General features: G+C 61.1%; 14 protein-coding genes. 1 reads left to right on the forward strand and 13 read right to left on the reverse strand.

Features of this window, described 5'->3' with window-relative positions; genetic code table 11:
* Positions 1-8: 8 nt before the first annotated feature.
* Both AC0L28_RS13135 and AC0L28_RS13140 read right to left on the reverse strand, forming a co-directional pair.
* A complete protein-coding gene (locus AC0L28_RS13135) occupies positions 9-2,417 on the reverse strand; it encodes a xanthine dehydrogenase family protein molybdopterin-binding subunit (RefSeq protein WP_473477863.1) in 2,409 nt (802 codons plus the stop codon).
* Positions 2,417-3,073, reverse strand: coding sequence for a (2Fe-2S)-binding protein (locus tag AC0L28_RS13140; protein WP_287071387.1), 657 nt, complete (start codon positions 3,071-3,073; stop codon positions 2,417-2,419). Before AC0L28_RS13140 ends, AC0L28_RS13135 begins: the two co-directional genes overlap by 1 nt.
* A 169-nt stretch (positions 3,074-3,242) precedes the next feature.
* Here AC0L28_RS13140 and AC0L28_RS13145 point away from each other — a divergent pair, with 169 nt between their 5' ends.
* On the forward strand, positions 3,243-3,515 hold the full coding sequence (locus tag AC0L28_RS13145; RefSeq protein WP_473477864.1) for a hypothetical protein: 273 nt from the start codon (positions 3,243-3,245) through the stop codon (positions 3,513-3,515).
* Between the two features lie 340 nt (positions 3,516-3,855).
* Here AC0L28_RS13145 and AC0L28_RS13150 read toward each other — a convergent pair whose 3' ends face one another.
* From AC0L28_RS13150 to AC0L28_RS13200, 11 genes are all read right to left on the reverse strand, one after another.
* On the reverse strand, positions 3,856-4,635 hold the full coding sequence (locus AC0L28_RS13150) for an alpha/beta fold hydrolase (RefSeq protein ID WP_473477945.1): 780 nt from the start codon (positions 4,633-4,635) through the stop codon (positions 3,856-3,858).
* A gap of 543 nt (positions 4,636-5,178) precedes the next feature.
* Positions 5,179-5,958: a 3-methyl-2-oxobutanoate hydroxymethyltransferase gene (locus AC0L28_RS13155; protein WP_473477866.1), complete on the reverse strand. Its 780-nt coding sequence runs from the start codon at positions 5,956-5,958 to the stop codon at positions 5,179-5,181.
* Positions 5,959-6,029: 71 nt separating this feature from the next.
* On the reverse strand, positions 6,030-6,809 hold the full coding sequence (locus tag AC0L28_RS13160) for a TIM barrel protein (RefSeq protein WP_473477868.1): 780 nt from the start codon (positions 6,807-6,809) through the stop codon (positions 6,030-6,032).
* Positions 6,810-6,815: 6 nt separating this feature from the next.
* Positions 6,816-7,124, reverse strand: a complete 309-nt coding sequence (locus tag AC0L28_RS13165) for a MocE family 2Fe-2S type ferredoxin (protein ID WP_473477871.1) — start codon at positions 7,122-7,124, stop codon at positions 6,816-6,818.
* A 12-nt stretch (positions 7,125-7,136) separates the two neighbouring features.
* Positions 7,137-8,096, reverse strand: coding sequence for a sugar phosphate isomerase/epimerase family protein (locus AC0L28_RS13170; protein WP_473477873.1), 960 nt, complete (start codon positions 8,094-8,096; stop codon positions 7,137-7,139).
* Positions 8,093-9,097, reverse strand: coding sequence for a Gfo/Idh/MocA family oxidoreductase (locus AC0L28_RS13175; RefSeq protein WP_473477875.1), 1,005 nt, complete (start codon positions 9,095-9,097; stop codon positions 8,093-8,095). Before AC0L28_RS13175 ends, AC0L28_RS13170 begins: the two co-directional genes overlap by 4 nt.
* Positions 9,098-9,168: 71 nt before the next feature.
* Positions 9,169-10,014, reverse strand: a complete 846-nt coding sequence (locus AC0L28_RS13180) for an ATP-binding cassette domain-containing protein (RefSeq protein ID WP_473477878.1) — start codon at positions 10,012-10,014, stop codon at positions 9,169-9,171.
* A gap of 123 nt (positions 10,015-10,137) precedes the next feature.
* Positions 10,138-11,157, reverse strand: a complete 1,020-nt coding sequence (locus AC0L28_RS13185; RefSeq protein WP_473477880.1) for an ABC transporter permease — start codon at positions 11,155-11,157, stop codon at positions 10,138-10,140.
* Positions 11,157-12,197 (reverse strand): ABC transporter permease, encoded by a 1,041-nt coding sequence (locus AC0L28_RS13190; RefSeq protein WP_473477881.1) that lies wholly within the window; start codon positions 12,195-12,197, stop codon positions 11,157-11,159. The genes AC0L28_RS13185 and AC0L28_RS13190 overlap by 1 nt, the downstream gene beginning before the upstream one ends.
* A 116-nt stretch (positions 12,198-12,313) precedes the next feature.
* Positions 12,314-13,246: a sugar ABC transporter substrate-binding protein gene (locus AC0L28_RS13195; protein ID WP_473477948.1), complete on the reverse strand. Its 933-nt coding sequence runs from the start codon at positions 13,244-13,246 to the stop codon at positions 12,314-12,316.
* A 119-nt stretch (positions 13,247-13,365) separates the two neighbouring features.
* Complete coding sequence (locus tag AC0L28_RS13200; protein WP_473477883.1) at positions 13,366-14,412, reverse strand: sterol desaturase family protein; 1,047 nt, start codon at positions 14,410-14,412, stop codon at positions 13,366-13,368.
* Positions 14,413-14,502: the final 90 nt, after the last annotated feature.

Below are 14,502 nucleotides of genomic sequence, written 5' to 3' on the forward strand. Positions count from 1 at the left end.
GGCCGATCTCAGGCGCTGAGCGTCGCCAGCACATTTGCCGGGTTCATCGGCAAAGTGCGAATCCGCTTTCCGGTGGCGTTGTAGAATGCATTGGCGATCGCGGCGCTGGTCGCCACATTGCTTGCCTCGGCGATGCCTCGCGCGTCGGTCGACGACTGCGCCCCGATCTGCTCCATGAGCAGCACCTCGATCGCCGGAGTCTCGCGTGATCCGACCATCTTATATTGATCGACATTGGCGTTGAGTTGATGGCCGCTCGCCGCGTCCATGATGCGGTCCTCGTAGATCGCGTAGCTGATACCCTGGATGATGCCGCCGATCACCTGGCTCTCGACCAGTTTGGGGTTGATCGGCCTGCCGCAATCGCTGGCAGCGACGATGCGCTCGACCTTGACCACGCCGGTCTCGACATCGACCGCCACCTCGGCGAATTGGACACCGCCCAGCCCATGCCGGCTGATGGAGAGCTCTCCCGGCACCGCAAATCCCTCATAGTCGTCGTGCCGCTTAGCGAGTTTCGAGATTTCGCCGAATTTGGCTTCCTTGGCTGCATCCTTGAGCGGCCTTGCGGCTCCCTCCTTGCCGCGGACGCCCACCTTGCCGTCGGCGAAAAAGATGTCATCGGGATCGGCGTCGTCGAAAAGCGGCGCGAGGCGCGCGGCCAGGTCGCGTGCCGCCGCATAGGCCGCATTGCGGGCAGGCGCGGTCACCGACGCAGTCACCCGGCTTCCGCCGGACGGCGGTCCCCACGGGAACCGCGTGTCGCCGATAAAGACGCCGATGTCCTCGGCGTTGAGGCCGAACTCCTCTGCAACCACCTGGGCAAGCACAGTCCGCGTGCCGGTGCCGACATCCTGCGTGCTGTTGTAGACGGAGACCGACCCGTCATCGGCGACCCGCACCTCCACCGTCGTCGGAGGGCTGACGACATACACCCACTGCGCCTGCGCCATGCCAATCCCCCGCTTGATCGGCCCGGCGTCGGCGTTCGGCGGACGCCGGCGGCTCCAGCCGAACCGCTCGGCCGCGACCTTGCGTTCATGTGCCCGTGCAAGCATGTCGTCGGTGGGCTTTGTGTCGATGCGATCGCGCAGGATCAGCGGGTCGAGTTGCAGCCGATCCGCGAGTTCGTCCATCGTCTGCTCGAGCGAGAAGATGCCCTGCACCTGTCCGGGTGCGCGGAAAGCCGCGCACGGGCCGGCATTCGTGAACACGTCATACTGCTCGGTGCGCATGTTCGGGCACGGATATAGCGCATTGTAGCAGAAGCCTATGCCGGCGCCCCCAGCGATGCCGCCGGAGCCCCAGCTTATGACGTCGATGGCGGTAAGGGTGCCATCTTGTTTGGCGCCGATCCGTACGCGCTGCAAGCTGTTGGGGCGATTGCCCGCCGAAACATGCTCTTCACGGCGGTCCAGCATCATGCGCACGGGCGCGCCGGCCTTTTGCGACAAATGAATGGCGAGGAGGCCGAAATTGTTGATCCCATATTTGGCGCCGAACCCGCCGCCGGTGAAGTCGCTGATTACCCGGATCTTGCTCTTGGGCAGATCGAAATATTCGGCGGCCTCATCGCGCACGCTGTGCGTGTGCTGCGTGGAGGCATAAATGGTCAGCCCGTCATCCTGCCAATCCGCGACGATGCCATGTGTTTCCATCGGCACATGAGTCTGAACCTGCGTGCGATATTCGGCCTCGACGATCACGTCCGCCTCCGCCAGGCCCTGGTCGATATCGCCCGTGGGCGTCATACCCGGCATGCCGAAGTTGGGACCGCGCACATTGCCCTTCTGCGGCAAGCCTTCCGGTGCGCCGCCGCCGCCGGCCGTTGATGGCTGCTCGACCGGTCCTGGAAAGACGATCGGTGCCTCATCGTCCATTGCCGCATCGAGGTCAGTGACATGCGGCAAGCGCTCGTATTCGACCTTCACGAGCTTCGCCGCCTGGTCGGCGATCCGCTGCGTCTCGGCGGCGACCGCGGCAACGGTCTGGCCGGCGAAGCGGACCGTCGGGTATTTGTTGCGGGCCTCGGCGTCCGGATCGCGAAGCCTGGCGGATTGCAGCAGTGTCTCGAGCACATGTACAGCACGGACGCCGGGGTGACGCTCAGCCGCTGAGGTGTCGATCGAGATCACCCTGGCATGCGGCCATGGGCAGACGATCTGCCGTGCGTGGAGCATTCCCGGCAGTTGAACGTCGAATGTGTATTTCGCCGCGCCCGTCACCTTCTGCACGGCATCGAGCCGCGGGATCGACTTGCCGATGGAGCGCAGTTCGGCGTTCACTGGCAACTGCGGCGGCTCATCGTCCGGCACCTGCCGAGTCACCTGCCTCATCTCCTGCCCGACGATACCGTAGAGCAAGGACTGGGACCGTAACGAAGGCCGGTCGGCCCGCGCCTGATTTTCGGTAGCCATCAGGTGCCCCTCCTCCGATTCTCGCCGGCGACGGCGAGCACTGCCGCAAAGATGTTCGGATAGGTGCCGCAGCGGCACAGGTGACCGCTTATCGCGGCCTTCACTTCGTCGATGCCGGCGTCGGGTTTACGATCTATGAGCGCTGCGCAACTCATTACCATTCCAGGCGTGCAGAATCCGCATTGAAGGGCGTCATGCTCGATGAACGCCTGCTGCACCGGATGAAGTTTGCCGCCCTCGGCCAGCCCCTCGATCGTGGTGATGTTCCTACCCCGGGCGTCGAGCGCCAGCGTCATGCAACTGCTGGCAGGCTGACCGTCGAGCCAGACCGTGCAGGCAGAACAGGCTCCGCGATCGCAGCCGATTTTGGTGCCGGTCAGGCCGAGGTGATTGCGGAGGACGTCGACCAGCGTGGTGGCGGGTTCCGCCTGCACCGGGACCCGTCGTCCATTTATCGTGAGATCGATCGGGATCAGACCAGGGCCAAGCACTTCGTTGGCATCGTCCTGCATAGAACCATCAACGGCTGCCTGCGCCGCCCCTGCTTCCAGCAACGCCGCCCCTACGGCCGAGGTGCCACCGTGCTTCAGGAACGTCCGACGAGAGATGCCCGATCTCGTGGATCCCGGAACTTGACTGCGGCTCAATTCTGCCATGCTGTACCTCCGGATTTGTTACAGCGGTTACCAAAACTAGGGTGATCGGATCAGCACCAAGCTAGGGGACCGATCGGTTCGCGCCAGACGCCATCACAACGAAGTGACCGTCGAGGCGATCGCGACGCTGGGCATGCCGTCGAGGGCACAAAGCGGCTAGAGGCTTACCATGATCGCCGGCGGCAGCGCCGCCGCCGCTGCGGATCGTCAGCAAAGAAACCGGGGCGGCGCGAGCCGCCCTTTTTCGTTGCTGCCGGGGCGCTGCCAAATGCTGCCAAATCGGCTTGGCAGCACCCATTATAACCTATTGATAACAAAGAAAAATGGTGGGCCCGGAGGGCGAACGAAAATCGTTGATTTTGTTGATTTTTTCGTGGGCCAAAATCAGAAATCTTCCCGTATCATTCCGTATGCTCCCGCGACGCCATCCAGCCCACCCTAGGTAACCTCGTTTGCAAGCGTTGGGAGCCATTCCTAGAATGACCGCATTCGGCCGGAAGCGGTCCGACAGCTTCCGGGATGATGCTGTCGACAAGCTCCCGTTCCGTTGACGGGAATTCGACACCGACGCTGCGCTTGATGGCCCGATCGACGTCTTCAGCGAGCATGGATTCGAGGGTAGCTAGGAAAAGCTTCCAGGAAGCCCAAAGCGATTCCCAATTCTAGAACCGTACAACAACCATTTTAGGCCCCATACCGGACGCTTCGCGGATGTCGACTCGCAGATCGCCGAAGCCCTGAGGCGGCTGATTTCCATGCCGCCCCAGATGCCACCAATCTCGCTAGCTGAGCGATCCGGCTGCTTGCGAGATGAGCCCGGCGATCTCGTGCGGGTGCGAGATCAACGACAAATGGCTTGCCTTCACTTCGATGGTCTTTGCGTTCATGCGTTTGGCCATGAAGCGCTCTAGATCGGGGTTGATCGTGCGATCTTCGGTGGAGACCGCATACCAGCTTGGCTTCGAGCGCCAGGCCGCTTGCGTTGTCTTTCCGGTGAAAAGCTTGTCCGAGATCGGCCCCTGGACGGCATAGAGGACGCGCGCCTTCTCGCGAGGGATACCACCGGCGAAATCCCGCAGGAAAGCCTCCTCGCTGAGCTTGCCGTAGCCTTCGGACCAGACAAGGCCGGCGGAGGCCGGCGGCGCCGCAAATGTCTTGGCGAGCGCCGTGTAGTCTTCCCCGGCATCTGGCGCCCGCGCCGCGACATAGACGAGCGAGGAAACCTTTGGATCAATCCCTGCCTCGCTGACGATCATGCCGGCAAAGGAGTGTCCGACAAGGACCGTCGGTCCGTCCTGCAGCGCGATCGCACGCCGCGTTGCCTCGACACCCGCCTCCAGCGTCGTCAGCGGGTGCTGGACGACGGTTGCATTGAAGCCGGCCTGCTGCAGCCGGCCAACCACCTCCGACCAGCACGAGCCATCCGCATAGGCGCCGTGGACAAGGACGACGTTCCGAACCCTGGGGCCCGTCTGCGCTCGTGTCTTGTCGGAGCTGGCCAGTATGCCCGCAGCCGCTCCAGCGGCTAGCGTGGCGGAGAAAGTGCGCCTATTCATCATGATCGTGGATTCCTTGAGGGTTGGCAGATCGCGCCCGCATTTCGGCCGGGCCCGCCGCAAACTGCTTCGCGACTTACGTCCAGCCTTCGCAGCCCGCCGAGCCTTCGTTACAGCCGTCACCGCTTCGTGATCATCGAGTCGGCGTCGCTCCCCTCAGAAATCGGCGGGCAGGATATCATCACGCTATGTTCCTCGTCGCTCAGCGGCCCGCGGCTATCAGCTCGTTTCGCGACTGGCTTAGAATGTGCACTCGGAAGCAATTCTGCATTTCCTTGAAGGATCTGAAGCCGAGGCGCGGGGCAAGGCGGGACAAGGTTGTCGGGGATACCCCGCATCGGCGTGCGATCGAGGCGGCATTCTCGAAGGCAACGTAACCCGGTTCCGCAAACATGAGGCGCGCGACAGTTTCTAATTTCGCCGGGAGGATGAGCTCCCTCTTCGCAATCCGCATTTTTAGTTCTGCGAGCGTTTGGCGCCGGCGTATTGCGGGCTACGACTTGTCGACCGCTCGCCCGTGAGGGATCTGATAGCTCTACACGCATGGTGTCACCGTTTGGCCACTTGCATGAAGGTCTCGAACTCGGCATCGCCAATAGGGACTGTATGCTCGTAACCGGGATACCTGCCGGAATCGACCTCCCCCTTGTATTCCTTGAAGGCAGCGATGCGTTCGTCCTGGATCTTCTGCAACTCCGGACCGAGGTTTCGGTAGACTTTTCCGTGCCGCGGCTTGTGGTTCTTGCCGTAGCCACAGACGTCCTCGGTGAACAGGTACTGCGCATCCGCATATTTGCCGGCGCCCATGCCGAGCATGACGAGCGATGAGTTTTCCGCCAGAAACTTTGCGACACGGTCGGGCACGACTTCCAGTTCCGCCCCGAAGACACCGATCTCCTCGAGTCTCTGTGTGTGTCGCCACAGGCGGATAGCTTCATCCGCGGTCTTGCCGACTGCACGCCAGCCCGTCCAGGTGATGTATGAAGGGATCAAACCGATATGGCCAACCACAGGGAGGTGGTTGTCGCAAAGCGCCTTCTGGATGTCGTAGGACGCGGCACAGTAGAAGGCGTCGCCGCCGATGCCGGCGAAGTGGAAGGCCGCACGCAGATAGTCCTCAGCCGTCGCGAGCGGCCGCCCGGCAAAGCTCCCCCAGCCGCCATAAGGCAGGCCGATCTGGACGAAACAGTCGCCGGCTGCCTGTCGCATCTCCTGGTCGAAATATCGACCTTCGATGGAAAGCATGTGGATGCCTGCCGCGGCTGCGGCTGCAGCCTCATCGGGCGTGCTGACGAAGAGCATGGAGATTTTCTGTCCATTCTTCTTCATCTTTCGGATGTCCTCGACAGTAGGACGGTTGTGATACATGCCCATGGTCAGCCTCCGCTGCGGTTCATCGCTTACACCGTGAAAGCCCGGCGGAATGCGTCCAGCGCCGCTTCCGGATCGTTCTGGGCAAAGGCTTCCAGACCCACCGGCCCGCAGTATCCCATCTCGAACAGGGCTCTCGCGATGTAGGGCCAGTTCATCTCTCCGGTTCCAGGTTCGCAACGGCCCGGATTGTCGGCGACCTGCACCTCGCCGATGAAGGGCAGGCACTTCTCGCACCAGCGCACGATATCGCCCTCGCCGATCTGCGTGTGATAGAGGTCGAGATTGATCCGCAGTTGCGGCCTGTCGATCGACGACACCAATGCCAGCACCGCCGCCGTTGAGCCGAACGGGCAGCCGGGGTGGTCCAGCAGGTTCAGATTTTCAAGCGTGAAGACAACGTCTTCGGCCTCAGCCATGTCGCAGATGCGGTTCAACGTGTCCCGCGCCTTCAGCCACATCGGGCCGGTCTCGACGTCGGTCTTGACGACAGGAATGCCGCCTTCGCCGAGCCCGGTGCCGTGCAGGTTCAATCGGGCTACTCCGAGGCGCTTTCCGATCCTTGCGGTCTCGAGAGCCGATTTCAGAAGAGCGTCGGCGCCCTCGTCATCGGCGAGCCTTCCCTGGAGATAGCCGTTCATGATCGTGAAAGTCGCGCCCGTCTTCACGAGCGCTTCGAGGTCATGGTCCGGCCAATTCCACAATCCGACGCCGAAACCCAAATCATGCAATCGCGCGACGCGCCAGGCTATCGGGCGATCGCGCCAAAGCATCTCGGCGCAGGCGGCCAGCTGGAAGGGTTGGCTCATGGCGGCTCAGACCTCGACCATGACGCGGCCGTTCTCGACCTTCGTCTTGTAGGTCTTGAGATTCTCGCAGGCGGGTGGAGTCTCTACTTCGCCAGTCGTGAAGTCGAAAACGGAGGCGTGCTTGGGGCACTCCACCGTATTCCCCATGACGAGACCGTCGGCAAGGTGGATCTTCTCATGCGTGCAAAGCCCGTCCGTGCAGTAGTATTCATCCGCGTCGTTGCGGAAGATCGCGAAGGTACGGCCGCTATTGTCGAAGCGTTTCGCTTCTTCGGCTTCGATTTCATCAGCGGCACAGGCGTCGATCCAGGGCATTGGGGTGTCTCTTCAGATAGCTTGCGGTTTGAAGTCTGCGGGAGCTGACGGCATCACACCCTGCAGGAGCGCGACGGACTTCTCGAGCCCCTCCAGCGAACTCAGAAGTACGTCTTCGTGCTCGATGGAAAGCCAGCCGTCATAGCCGGCCATCTTGAGCCGGTAGCAGAACTGTCTCCACCACTCTTCGCCATGGCCGAACCCAAGCGTGACGTAACTCCAGGACCGAGCCGGAATGTTCATCAGGCTGCCATTCTCAAGCAACGAGGTGGTTGCCTGAACGGGCCGGTTGAGCATCGTGTCCTTGGCATGCACATGGTATACGGCCTCGCCCAGCGCTTCAGCGACAACGAGGGGATCGGCGCCCATCCAGAACAGGTGAGAGGGGTCCAGATTGGCGCCGAGGATTGGCCCGACCGCTTCTCGCAATTTCAGCAGCGAGGGCACGTTGTATACGCATTGATTGCCATGGAGTTCGAGCGCGATGCGATCGACGCCGTTTTCCTTCGCCAGCGCCGCGATCTCTGTCCAGAACGGGATCAGCTTTTCTTCCCATTGATATCTGAGGATGGTCTGCGTTTCCGGCGGCCAGGAGGAGACAACCCAGTTGGGCATGCTGTCGCTGGCGCTACCGGCTGGCAGACCGCTCATGGTGCAGACGGTACGAATACCCATGTCGCCGGCGACGCGGATCGTATCTTTCAACCCTTCGCCTTGTACCCTGTCGGTCGGATGCAGCGGATTGCCGTTTGCGTTCAGGCTGATTATTTCCAGCCCGCGTTCCTCAAACGCTCCACTAAAGCGCTTCTGCGCTTCTCTGTTGCCGAGCATCGACGGAAGCCGGAAATGAGGGGCCGTCGACCAGCCGCAAGTATTCACCTCAACACCGGATACTCCCATACGCTGGGCATGGTTGAGCACTGCCTCGAGCGGCAGATTGCCGAGACTGTCTGAAACGAAACCCAGCTTCACGCGTAAAACTCCGGCTTTGCAATCATCTGGACGGGTGTTCGACGGGCTTCCTTCAGCGCCACCACGCCAGCCTCGGCAACGACGGCGGCGCAATAGCCGTCCCAGCAATCCGAGGCCGTCGCCGGGAACTCGCCGGTCAGGACGAAGCGAAGGAAGTCACGGTTCTGGCGGCGGTAGGCATCGTAATAGCGCGTCCGCCAGTCGGCATCGTAGCTTGTACTTTGGCTAAGCGCCGAGTCCGTACGGGTGTAGGCAACATTGTTGGTCGCCACGGAGCCTCGCTCGCCGACCAGCTCGGCGCGGACGTCATAGCCGTAGCTGGCGTTGTTGTTGATCTCGATGTTGACGAGCTGTCCGTCCACCGTTTCCAACACCATGACGACAGGTGCGACACGGGCGTCCGAGCGGCGCGGCTGGAATGCGGAAACAGCAGCATATTCCGTCCCGAGCACGTAACGCACGACGTCGAATTCGTGCGGGGCGGAATTGGTGATGGCCATGGCGCCAGTGAAATCGGCCGCAGGTGTTTCAACATTGCGGTGGAAATTGTGCATCATCAGCGCCCGGCCAAGATGGCCCTCGTCGAGCGCCCGCTTCATCTCCTGGTAGGAACGATCGTAACGCCGCATGAAGCCGACTTGGACGAATCTCGCCCCCGCCATTTGTTCGGCCTCCATCACGGCGATGCAATCAGCCGACGCTTGTGAAAGCGGTTTTTCGCACAGGACGCGCTTGCCGGCCGCAATACAGGCCGTCGAAAGCGGCGCATGCGTGAAGTCGGGGCTGGCAATGATCACGGCGTCAACGTCGTGCCGCGCGATAGCGTCCTTGGGGTCCGTGGCAATATCGAACGCGCCACATGCATCGGCGACAAGGCGAGCGCGCTGCTCATCCATGTCGCAGACCAATTGGAGCTGTGCGCCGGGAAGCTTCTCGGCGACTATCTTGGCATGATCTGCGCCCATCAAGCCGGCGCCGATCACTGCAATGCGAATTGTCATTTCTGTCCTGCTTGTTGCTTTTCAAATTTGGGAGGGATGAAAGCCGCGCCTTAAACACCATCCCCAAAGGCCTATGGAGCGGTTGGGCTCTCCAGCACCTTAAGGGATGGCGGATGCCCCTCATGCGTTTCCATGTAACCCTCGACCTGGGCTTCGAGGTCGGCCATGGTCTCGCCGCCAGCCATCAGATCTGTGATCTCCTCGCGTGACTTTTCGCCCTTGCGGAAATCGGCGGCGATGGCACCGCGGATCAGCACGGCGAAGTGATCACCGACGGCCATGGCGTGCATGACCTGATGGGTGATGAAGACAACCGCCAGGCCGCGTCTCTTCGCCTCGTTGACGATGCGCAGGACGTGCGAAGCCTGCTTGACGCCAAGCGCCGCGGTCGGCTCATCCAGGATCAGCAAGCGCGCGCCAAAATATACAGCGCGGGCAATGGCAAGCGACTGTCGCTCGCCGCCGGACAGTCCCCCAACCAGGCGATCGCCGTCATCGATGCGCGTGATGCCGAAATCGCGTACCGCTTTCACCGCGATCTCGTTGGCGCGCTTGCGGTCGTAGATCTTGAACGGTCCCCAGCCTCGGGTCGGCTCAACGCCGACGAAGAAGGACCGCCCGATGCTCATCAGCGGAAAGGTGCCGCCGAATTGATGCACTGTGGCGATACCCTTTCCCTGGGCCTCCCTCGGCCCGGCGAAAGTCACCGGCTGGCCATCCATCAGTATCTGGCCGCTTGTGGGTTTGTGGACACCAGCCAGTGTCTTGATCAGGGTCGACTTGCCGGCGCCGTTGTCACCGAGCAGACAAAGCACCTCGCCGGCGCGCACCAGTAGCGAAATATCGTGCAGGACGTCGATTGGTCCGAAGGACTTGTTGACGTTTCTCAGTTCGAGAATGGCAGGTTTGTCATTCATGGCGGGCTCGTCTCCCATCTCTGCCGGCTTGGCTGATGCGGCTGATCGGCGAGGGTATCCATCGAAATTCGACGCTTGTTGATCGATGCGCGTTCGGGGGCCGGCTGCGGTGCAACTCGTTTCTCATGGGTTTGCTGGCTCTCGCGGCACGCTTCGATTGCGCCGCGGCCTGAAGTACAGAGCCAGGTCGCGGAACGACTGGTTCATCATCACGGCCACCAGAAGCATCACACCGATGATCAGGTTCGACCAGTTTCGGTCGATCTGGGTGAAGTAAATACCCTGGCTGACAATGGCGAAGGTGATGGTGCCGACGAATATGCCAACGACCGAGCCGAAACCGCCGGTCAGCAGTACCCCACCCACCACCACCGAAACGATGGCGTTGAAGATGAAGTTCATGCCGCCGGAGACTTGCGCGGAATTGAACAGAATGGCCTGGCAGATGCCAACAAAGGTGGCGCTGACTGCCGACAACACAAACAGCGAAATAGTCATGCCGTCTGTCGGAATGCCGGCATTGCGGGCGCTGACACGGTCGCCACCCATTGCGAACAGCCAGTTGCCGTAACGGGTCTTGTGCAGAACGAAGCCTGCGACGACTGCGAATGCAACCCACCAGATTATGACGACCTGGTGACTGCCGCCGATCAGTTGGCCGAAGAGGAATTTGGCCCAGTGCGGCGCGGTCAGGGCTACGCTGGCATTGCCGGTCAAAAGCACGGAAGCACTGAGCACCACCCCCTGCATGGCGACCAGCGTCGCCAGGGTGATGATAAGCGAAGGCACGGAGGTGCGGACCGTCAGCAGGCCGTTGACCAGACCTACCGCCATGCCGATTGCCAGCGCCCCAGCTATCCCCGCCGCCATGGGCAGTCCGTAGTAACCGGTGAGGATGGCGGTTGTCATCGAACCAACCGGAATCATAGCGCCGATGGAGATGTCGAGTTCGCCTGCGATCATCAGCAGGCCGACGGGAATGGCCACAATACCGAGATTGGCGGCGAAATTGACCCAACTGGCTGCGCCAACGAGCGTCCCCAAATTGGCGCCGCCGAACAGAACGAAGAAAACCACCACGCCGATGAGGCTCAGAATCGAGCCGGCTTCGGGACGACGCAGCACGGATTTGATCGCGTCCATCACGGCTGTTTTCCCTTCTTCGACGAATAGCTGAGTGCCAATTGCCGGAAGGTGTCGTTGGTCAGTACCGCGATCAAAAGAAGCGCGCCGATGATGATGCTCCCTATGTTGGGATCCATGCTCGTGAAGTAGATCCCCTGGTTCACGATCGAGAAGGTAATGGTGCCGAACACGATCCCAACGATCGAGCCGAAGCCGCCCGTGAGCAAAACGCCGCCGATGACCACGCACATGATGGAATTGAAGATGAAGGACTGGCCGGCCAGAACCTGCGCACTCTGGTAGACCATCACCTCGCTGACCCCGACGAAAGCGGCGCTGAAGCCCGACAGCATGAACAGACCGATGGTCAGCCGTTTGGTCGGGATGCCAACGTTGCGCGCGCTTTCCTTGTCGCCGCCCAAAGCATAGATCCAGTTGCCCATGGGCGAGATGTGCAACAGCCAGAACAAGCCGATCACGAACACAACCCACCACAGGATCGTGACTTGAAACATGCCGCCGAGATAGTCACCGAAGATTGCCTTGGTGAGCGGGTCCGGCACAAGCGATACGCCGGTGCTGCCGGCGATCTTGACGGTGAGACCCAGCGTCAGGCCCATCGTGAGGAACATGGTGCCAATGGTGATGATGAGCGATGGGATGGTCGTTCTCGTCACCAGCAGCCCGTTGAGGCAGCCGACCGTGAGGCCAAGGCCAAGCGCGGCCATTATGCCAAGCCAATCTGGCAGCCCATAGTGCCCGGAGACGATTGCAGCGGTGAGAGACGCCGCTGGGATCACGGCACCGACCGAGATGTCGAGTTCCCCGGCGATCATCAGCAACCCTATCGGCATGGCGATGATCCCGATCTCAGACGCGATGTTCAACCAGCTGGCCGCTCCGGCTGCCGACATGAAGCCGCTTCCGCCGAACAGGCCAAAGAAAAGCAGAACCGCGACCAGGCCGAGGAACGAGCCCGACTCTGGTCGACGCGACAGCCGGCCGAGGGCTAGTCCGGACCGCGTGGGGTCCGGCGCCGGGGTTGATGTGAACGTCACGGGATGTGCCATTAGGGTAATCCGCGAGCACGCGGCCAGCCACGATAAGGCCGCCGCAGAGGGAGGGACAGAATGGCCGCCCGCGGTAATGCGAGGGCGGCTGTTGGTGAGACGGACTATCGTGTCCCTGCTTTCACGCCAGCAATGGTGGCGTCGACGTTTGTCTTGTCAATGATGCCTGGTCCCGTAAGGATCTCGCGGGTGGGCACCGACAAGCCGTAGTTGACGTGGCCATTGAGGATCGCGACGGCCAGGTATCCCTGCAGGTAGCCTTGCTGATCGATCGCGCAGGCCTGCTTGCCATCCTTGATGTTGTTCAGGATCGTCTCATCGAAGTTCATGCCGCAGAGTTGCACCTTTCCGACCTTGCCGGCCTGGGTAAGGCCGTTCATGGCGGAGTTGGCGTCGACGTTGCCGATCGTAAAGACAGCGTTCACGTCCTGGTGCTGCAGCAGATAGGCTTTCACTGCCTGCGCGACGGCTGTGGCCGATCCGAAGGAAGTAGCGGGCAATGGCAGCACGTCGGCTTCGCCACCGCCATTAGTCATGCCTTCCTTGAAGCCGCCGCAGAACGCCTCGATATTGGCGGCGCCTGGCAGCGTGTTGATGCAAACGCCCTTCTTGTTGCCAGCCTTCGTCAGGTACTCGCCTGCCGCGACACCGCCCTTGTAGTCGTCCGAGCCGACATAGTTCATGGCGCCAAGACGATCCGCCGCTTTCAGCCCGCCTGCATTATAGATGACCAGCGGAATACCAGCATCCTTCACTGCCTTGAACGCAGGATCCATCGCTTCGGGCACCCAGTCCGGGCCGACAATGGCGTCAGCCTTCTGGTCGATGGCTTGGCGGATCAACTCGGCGGCGTCGACGCCCAGATTGTCATAATTCTGAGGTCCGAGCCAAGTGACCTTGCCGCCCTGAGCCTCGACCACCTTGCCGGCGTCTTCGGCGCCACGCTTGACGATCGACCAGAACGGATCGTCCGGCTTGCCGCCGATGACGAAGATGTTGGCGGCAAATGTCACTCCAGTGGTGAATGCGGTCAACACGGTTGCCGATACGAGTACCTTGAAAAGCTTCACAGTAGTCCTCCCAGGTTTCACCCGCTTTGCAGGTGTTCAAAACAAGTTCTGCTCCCGACGCGCCCGCTCCTCACGAGTGCAGTTCGTTATTCCGCCGGCATTCCAGGCGTCGGATCGCCGCGGCCCTCCCGCTGACCCCGCATCTTTTCTTTCTTTTGGCGGAAGCGAGCCTTCATGGCCTCATCGGCTTCCTTGCTGCCGTCGTGCCAGGTGCCGAACAGCTTATCGAGGGGCACTAGCCCATCACCGCCGTAGTTCACCTCAAAGTACTTGTGGTGCAGGTAGTGCACGTACGAATGGCTATCGAGCTTAACCTTGTCGGTGATTTCGAAAGTCTCAAAGCCGAGGTGGCCGTTCACCGCTCCAAAGCCTGCTCCGTGCAGCGTGAAGTAAGCACAGACCGGGTTGGAGGGGATCAACAGGTGCAGCCAGGCTTCGGCATGATAGAGGAGCCCTTCGACCGGGTGCATCGACAGCGAAGACCACGGACTTGGATTGATCGAATTGTGATGAACCGAGTGCACCCATTTGTAGAGCGGCGGCCAATGGATCGCCCGGTGAAGGAAGAAGAAATAGACCTCGTGTACGGCTGGCGCGACAATCACCAGGAACGACAGGTAAATCCAGTTTGTCGTCCATGGCAGCCAGATCGCCCAGCTGTTTGCGTAGACCCATAGCATCACGATCTCGACCACGGTCCACAGCGGTATTGTGACGAAAAACGAGCGGGTGAAATTGTCGACATTCTGGTTTTGGAACCAGAACACGTCAGACTGCGCGTCCGACGGAAATCTCGCATTATACTTGAAACGGTTCTGCTGTTTGCGCTGGACGTAGTAACGCAACTCGAAGAACCCGTAAAAAAGGAATATGCCGCCGGCGTTGAGGCCGTAGAGCCAAAAGTAGTTGAGCAGCGATAAGCTAGCCAGGCTCTTCCAGCTTGGGATGAGTAGGTTCACCCAAATAAGCGCAGTCGCCAAATGGAAGGCGTTCCACGGCCAAAGAAATTCGGGAATCCAGGCAACGACCTTCTTTATATCAAACGGACGAAGCCAGATCGGCACCGGCTCAGCGCGGCGGTGCGGTGCCCAGTTGCCGCGCTTGTCGCGTGTTCCATACTGAAGGTCATCCATCGTAACAGCGCCTCCTCGCCCGTGTGGTGTGCGCCCTGCGGGGCTCATCGACTGATTGGGCGTTAGCTCGACGCAATTCATATCGGAGGG

The organism is Mesorhizobium sp. WSM4847 (assembly GCF_055811335.1).

Bases quoted from the DNA above. Each gene is read 5' to 3' on its own strand.
- AC0L28_RS13200 (WP_473477883.1), bottom strand. From the start codon at position 14,412: ATGGATGACCTTCAGTATGGAACACGCGACAAGCGCGGCAACTGGGCA.
- AC0L28_RS13140 (WP_287071387.1), bottom strand. From the start codon at position 3,073: ATGGCAGAATTGAGCCGCAGTCAAGTTCCGGGATCCACGAGATCGGGC.
- AC0L28_RS13135 (WP_473477863.1), bottom strand. From the start codon at position 2,417: ATGGCTACCGAAAATCAGGCGCGGGCCGACCGGCCTTCGTTACGGTCC.
- AC0L28_RS13175 (WP_473477875.1), bottom strand. From the start codon at position 9,097: ATGACAATTCGCATTGCAGTGATCGGCGCCGGCTTGATGGGCGCAGAT.
- AC0L28_RS13185 (WP_473477880.1), bottom strand. From the start codon at position 11,157: ATGGACGCGATCAAATCCGTGCTGCGTCGTCCCGAAGCCGGCTCGATT.
- AC0L28_RS13145 (WP_473477864.1), top strand. From the start codon at position 3,243: ATGATCGCCGGCGGCAGCGCCGCCGCCGCTGCGGATCGTCAGCAAAGA.
- AC0L28_RS13160 (WP_473477868.1), bottom strand. From the start codon at position 6,809: ATGAGCCAACCCTTCCAGCTGGCCGCCTGCGCCGAGATGCTTTGGCGC.
- AC0L28_RS13180 (WP_473477878.1), bottom strand. From the start codon at position 10,014: ATGAATGACAAACCTGCCATTCTCGAACTGAGAAACGTCAACAAGTCC.
- AC0L28_RS13165 (WP_473477871.1), bottom strand. From the start codon at position 7,124: ATGCCCTGGATCGACGCCTGTGCCGCTGATGAAATCGAAGCCGAAGAA.
- AC0L28_RS13155 (WP_473477866.1), bottom strand. From the start codon at position 5,958: ATGAAGAAGAATGGACAGAAAATCTCCATGCTCTTCGTCAGCACGCCC.